Source organism: Chitinophaga sp. (genome assembly GCF_036569125.1).
Taxonomy (GTDB): Bacteria; Bacteroidota; Bacteroidia; order Chitinophagales; family Chitinophagaceae; genus Chitinophaga.
Map to the genome: position 1 here is coordinate 1 of NZ_DATCRF010000194.1, position 5,067 is coordinate 5,067.

The window sequence follows — 5,067 nt, forward strand, 5'->3', positions numbered from 1 at the left end:
TATAGAGAAGCTGGGCGACTGGTACCTGTCTGAAAGCCGGGATCCCAACGACATGACAAAAATGAACCCCAACTGGGATCCTACAACCAAAATGCCGGGCATTGAGGGCGACAATTACAAAAATGGCTATGAAGCCAACTGGTGGAAGTTAATGACCAATTCCCGCCCCAGGATCCAGAACCATAACATCAGCTTGAGCGGACGCTCAAAGAAGATCCGGTTTTACCTGGGCTATGGCTATTTTGACCAGCTGAACCTTATTATGAATGATAATTACAGGCGGAACAGTGTACGGCTCAACGTGGAAGCCAAACCCGCCGATTGGCTCACAGTAGGCGCTCAAACAGGACTTTCCATCAATGATTACAGTGGTGTTTCGCCCACTTTTTCCGACATCATGCAGCTAAAGCCATACAACCTGCCCTTTGATCCGAAAACCGGTCAGATGCTGGAGTTTTATGCGCAAACAACTACGCCCACTGCATTGGAAATACTCAAAAGGTCCAGGGATGTTGACCGGAACATGAACATCATAGGAAATTTTTTCGTCAGCGTGGACATTCCGTATGTGAAAGGGTTGAACTACCGTGTGAACTTCGGAAACAATTATATCTACACCAACCGGTTTAATTACAATGCGCCTACCGTTGAAGCTACCGCCTATAAAACCTATATGACGGATTATTTTCTGACACTGGATCACATTCTTACCTATAAGCGGGACTTCGGAAAACATGGGGTGGACCTGACCTTGCTGTATGGCGCAGAGAAGAACACGCACGATGGCACCAGCACCTCCGCCGGCGGTATCACCAATGGGGGATTATCCTATAACAGGCTGGATGTGGGCGATCCCGCGCGGCTTACCACCTCAAACGATCTGGCTATCCTACCCTGGAAGGAAACGGCGCTTTACCAGATGGCCCGGCTGTCTTATTCGTTCGACAAAAAATATATCTTAACCGGTACTGTAAGAAGGGATGGCTTTTCCGGCTTCTCCGCTCAAAACAAATGGGCCACCTTCCCGTCTATTGCTTTTGCATGGCGTTTAAAAGAAGAACAATTCCTTCAGCAGGTTGGCTTTATCGACGACCTGAAATTAAGGCTGTCTTACGGGGCTACCGGTAACAGAACCGTGGGCCGGTACCAAACGCTTGCCCAGATGAGCGTTGGATTAGCGAACGGTTATTTATACGGCAGCTCCGGCGGTGCACAGCTGGGCTCTTACTTAAGCCAGCTGCCCAATTCCGGCCTGCGCTGGGAAACTACCCGCTCCTTTAACACCGGTGTGGACTTCTCATTTTTCAACAACCGGCTCTTTGGTTCGCTGGACCTGTATTTCTCCAATTCCGTAAACCTGCTGAACTCCAGGGCAACGCCTACCATCACCGGCTTTAACAGCTTCCTGATCAACATCGGGAAGATCCAGAACAGGGGACAGGAGCTGAACATCACCGGCGTACCGGTAAGCAACAAAAACTTCAGGTGGGAAGTAACGGCTAATTTCTTCCGCAACCGGAACAAAGTGCTGGATATAGACGGTACCAAAAATGATCTGATCAATGGCGCAGATCCCATCTTAAGCTACTTTATCGGTCAGCCTTACGGTGTAGTGTACGACTACAAGATCACCGGTATGTACCAGCTGGGAGAAGAGGTGCCCGCAGGCCTTGCTGCACAGGGCTTCAAAGCCGGTCAATATAAAATTGAAGACAGGAACAAGGACGGCCAGATAACACCGGCAGATAAACAGATCCTGGGCAAACTGGATCCCTCTTACAGTGTGGGGATTTCCAACAGCTTTCAATACAAAGCATTCCAGTTAAAATTCTTCATCAATACCATTCAGGGTGGTAAGAACGGCTACCTGGGAGCGCCGGGTATTATGCTGTTGAACCCGGACAATATCCGGAATAATAACGGCTTTGTATACGACTACTGGACGCCTAACAATCCTAATGCCCGTTATAGAAGCATCGCTGCCTATGTAGCCACACTGGGTGAAAATTTTGGTCCTTATCAGGCCCGGAGCTTTATCCGCCTCCAGGACATCACCCTTACCTATATGCTGCCGGAAGGGATGCTGAGCCGCTTAAAAATAATAAAGGCAGCAAGCATATACGTGAATGCACAAAACCTTTTGACCATTACCAAATGGGATGGATGGGATCCTGAATCCAACCCTCCGGCCAGTCAGCGGTCCTCATTGGGATTGAGGATACCGGGTGGCCTGGGCCTGGACCAGAACGGTTACCCCGTGATGAAGAACTATTCACTCGGCGTAAATGTGACCTTTTAATGCTTTCACCTGTAAACTTTAAGAAATGAAAAAGAGAATCATCATATACATGCTGAGCATCGTTGCAGTGTTATCTTCCTGCAGTAAGAGCTTCCTGGACGAAGATCCGCTATCCATCTATACACCGGATAATACGCTGCAAACAGCCATCCAGTATCAGCAGGCTACCAACAACCTGTACAACGGCGTCCGGAATATTTACATGGGCAATATTAACCTGGATACTTATTTCGGTTTGTATTATGCTACTGACTTTGCTTATAACGCCACCGACTATGATCCTGCTGCGAAGTTAAATGCCTATAAGGCCACCATGGTGCCCAGCTATCTTATTCCAACGGGTATCTGGACAGCGTATTACAAGATCATCACGAATGCTAACCTGATCATCAACCGGCTGAATAACGCCCCCCAGCTGAGCGATGCTGATAAGAACAGCTTCCTGGGCCAGGCATTGTTCTTCAGAGCTTATTCGTATAACGTACTGGCCAACCTGTACGGCGGGGTGCCTGTTGAACTGAATGAGCTTTCAGGTCCGCGGTACGACTATGTACGCTCCAGCCGTGCGGAGGTATACCAGCAATGCAAAAAAGATCTGCAGCAGGCTATCGGTTTGTTGTCTGATATTAACCAGGTGCCTGATGGTACGGTGAATAAACAAATTGCCAAACATGTACTCACGGAAGTGCTCATCTCTTTAAAGGATTATGATGGCGCTATTACAAGTGCATCAGAGGTGATCAACTTTCCCGGCTTATCGCTGATGACCAGCCGGTTTGGGAGAAGAGCCAGTTTACCGGGTGATGTTTACCGGGACCTGTTTGAATACAATAACCAGAACTACAGCACCGGCAACCATGAAGGGCTGCTGGTGATACAAACCACGCTGAACAACTCCGCATCCGTAGGCGACCAGACTGCCTGGGCGGTAGTTCCGAGCCTGACGGGTGTTAGAATTGTGGAATCCACCACTAAAACTAAAATGGCCATCCTGTACAACGCCAAGTTCGTGGACAGCGTTTCTTCCAATGGTATCGGCTGGATCCGTCCTACCAATCACTTTTTCTATGAGATATGGACGCCGGGTGATATCCGCAATTCTTCCTATAACATTGTTCGGGATATCCGTATTTCCGGTGTACCGGCTAATTCTCCCGATTACGGTAAATGGTACGTGAAAGATGGTTACAAAGACAAAGTACAACCGGCAGACTTCAGAGATACCATCCGCAATTTTTACCCGGTGATCAGGAAAACATCTCCATCAGCAGGTGATTTCGTATCCGCTGCCGGCCCGGCCATCCTCACCAATGTGACTAATCCGTTTGGCGGATTTTTGTTAAACGGCGCCTCCCGCTTGTTCATGCAAAAATATATGGCCCGTTTGGCAGAGACCTATCTGTTAAGAGCAGAAGCCTATATCGGGAAAGGACAAAAACAGCAGGCAGCAGATGATATCAATGTGCTGCGGCGCAGGGCGCAAACTACGGAGGCCAGTGCTGCAGAAATGAATATCGATTACATCCTGGATGAACGTTTGCGGGAATTGTACATGGAAGAGTTCCGGGCGGTAACCCTTACCCGGTTGGGGCTGTTATATGACCGGGATAAAAGGTACAATCCTAAGTCGGGTTTGACGATTGAGACGTACCATAATCTCTGGCCGATACCTGCGACTGAGATCACGCAGAATACGGGGGCGGTGTTGGAGCAGAATCAGGGGTACTAAAGTGAAAGTAATAGTTCCGGCCATCGGGGCCGGAACTATTATTTAATGTATTATACACTCCCAATAATCTTCTTCCAGCGTGGCAGCTGTGCCGGCGCTTTGTCAGCCACTTCTTTCAAAAACTGTTCGGCAACTTTCTGATAACCTTTTTTCAGATCAGAAAGTGGAAAGGTTTTGTTGTGCCATTTTTTGATGCCGCCGCCATCTGAGATAGCCGAAAAATAATGAGTTTAGGTTGTAAGTTCACAACAAATCATCTTCCACCTGTTCCAATATCATATCCCACCAGTTACCATCCTTCAGGGCTACTGCATCATGTTGCTTAAAAAACTCCTTCATAGATCTGAACTCCTTTTTCTGATCAAATTTTTCCTTCTTAGGTGGTGGAGGAATTGCTGCGGTTCTATTCTTCATTTCCTGCAGGCGTTTCATCATCTCGTCGCGGGAGTAGGAGGCAACAGGCGTGTCAGTAGCTGATTTGCGTTGCTGATATTGTTGATAGTATTGCAGGAAGGTTAAGAATGCCGGAAGATCAGCATTTATAAAGACAGGAGGCGTTTTTTCCTGTTCATTAATGCTGTACACGGCGCCGGTGCCTTCTTCCAAGGCGATCGCATGCACATTTTCCCACTCATATCCGATCTGCCGGTATGTTTTTCCGTTTACCGGGATTGCTTTGAGGTCACCCTGCAGGTAAATGCCCAGTGCAATATCTTTTTGAGAGATTGGCAAGCCTGTTTCCTGCAGCCAGGTTTTTGTTGCAGCTGGCAGCTGCATAGTGCGCAGCTGTGCGTCAGTGAATGTGATTACTCCCTGCTTGTATAAATCCTGTAGTTGTTCCTTACTGATCATAATACATTATCTATAGCTAAAATTATTATATCCAGGGATCTTGCACAATTACTTTTCATGGCCACCAAAACATGCTAATGCCGTTTGGAAGGCTAACGATGCAATTAGCTAATGCATCACTTCAAAAGCCCCAATGGCCCTCTGTGAAAGGAACCTGTTTCCATTATAATCCCTTTCAGGATGCTTT

Annotated in this window: 3 protein-coding genes; 2 read left to right on the forward strand and 1 reads right to left on the reverse strand. The window is 47.7% G+C overall.

What is annotated here, in order from left to right:
* The coding region (locus tag VIM87_RS07005; protein WP_331996288.1) for a SusC/RagA family TonB-linked outer membrane protein at positions 1-2,299 on the forward strand (2,299 nt) is incomplete at its 5' end.
* A gap of 25 nt (positions 2,300-2,324) precedes the next feature.
* Complete coding sequence (locus VIM87_RS07010; protein WP_331996289.1) at positions 2,325-4,028, forward strand: RagB/SusD family nutrient uptake outer membrane protein; 1,704 nt, start codon at positions 2,325-2,327, stop codon at positions 4,026-4,028.
* A 243-nt stretch (positions 4,029-4,271) separates the two neighbouring features.
* Here VIM87_RS07010 and VIM87_RS07015 read toward each other — a convergent pair whose 3' ends face one another.
* Entirely contained in the window at positions 4,272-4,880 is a 609-nt protein-coding gene (locus VIM87_RS07015; RefSeq protein WP_331996290.1) for an SUKH-4 family immunity protein, read from the reverse strand.
* Positions 4,881-5,067: the final 187 nt, after the last annotated feature.

Excerpts from the sequence above, each read along its gene's own strand:
- VIM87_RS07010 (WP_331996289.1), top strand. The coding sequence starts at position 2,325 with ATGAAAAAGAGAATCATCATATACATGCTGAGCATCGTTGCAGTGTTA.
- VIM87_RS07015 (WP_331996290.1), bottom strand. The coding sequence starts at position 4,880 with ATGATCAGTAAGGAACAACTACAGGATTTATACAAGCAGGGAGTAATC.